The 949-nt window shown below is 70.1% G+C and carries 2 protein-coding genes; one reads left to right on the top strand and one right to left on the bottom strand.

Features of this window, described 5'->3' with window-relative positions; all coding sequences use genetic code 11:
• A partial coding sequence (locus ACE026_RS12365; protein WP_486039228.1) for a hypothetical protein occupies positions 1-207 on the top strand: 207 nt, incomplete at its 5' end.
• 164 nt (positions 208-371) lie between these two features.
• Here the strand turns inward: ACE026_RS12365 and ACE026_RS12360 are convergent.
• Positions 372-803 carry a hypothetical protein gene (locus ACE026_RS12360; RefSeq protein ID WP_486039227.1) on the bottom strand — a complete coding sequence of 144 codons (432 nt, stop codon included), beginning with the start codon at positions 801-803 and terminating at the stop codon, positions 372-374.
• Between the last annotated feature and the right edge of the window lie 146 nt (positions 804-949).

The following is a 949-nucleotide window of genomic DNA, read 5'->3' as shown; positions in this document are numbered from 1 at the left end:
GGGGCCCGGGTGGCGCCAGCGCGCGCGGCCCCGGCGGTCCCGGTGGCAACCGCGGTCCGGGTGGTCCGGGCGGCAACCGTGGTCCGGGTGGTCCGGGTGGTCCCGGCGGTCGTGGTCCCGGCGGTCCGGGCGGTCGCCCGGGTGGCAGCCGTGGTCCAGGCGGCGGCGGTCACCGTGGTGGCGGCCCGCGCGGCGGCTGATCAGTGACGTAAAAAAACCCCGGCTTCGGCCGGGGTTTTTTGTTTGGTTCCACGCGGGCCGCGATCAACCCGGTCGTGGTAGAGCCACCCCATGGGTGGCTGCGCTTCCTGGGGTGGCTGCGTGTCATGCCGAAGACGGTGGTGCAGCCACGCATGGCGTGGCTCTACGCCTCAACGGCGCTCGATGGTGAACCGCCCCACGCCCACGCCCAGATCCCAGCCCTTACCGGTTCCGGCCAGGGCCAGCGAGACATCGCCCTTGGTCATCACCTGCGCATTGCTGGATTTGTCCGCGCCGGCGTGCGCTTCGACAGCCGCGTACGAACCGATCAGGTCGCTGACCGAATAGGCACCGGAGAACTTGCCCTTGCCGTCGACGATCTTCGACTTGCCCACGGTGAGGCCGCCGCCCTTGGCGGTGATCTTGACCGGGATGCGGGTGCCGTTGTCGCACTGGATGGTGCCGGTGCCCGAGGCGGTCTTGTACAGCACCGACCAGCCGGCCAGGTTGTAGTGCAGCTCGCAATCAATGTTGCCGGCGGCCTGCGCGGCCGGGACGGCCGAGATGCCGGCCAGTGCGAATGCCAGGGAAAGCTTCTTCATGCGGGTCCGCTCGTACTGAAGGGGTAACGCGCCGAATCTAGCAGCGCGCGCGTGTGGCGCGGATGATGCACATCGCGCGCATCCGGCATCCGTTCAGCCGGGTTGCGCCGTAACGCACCGGGTAGTGCCGGCCGCGGGCCGGCACC

It is taken from the genome of Stenotrophomonas sp. AGC87, from assembly GCF_057333975.1.
This window is presented reverse-complemented; position numbering and strand designations above follow the sequence as displayed.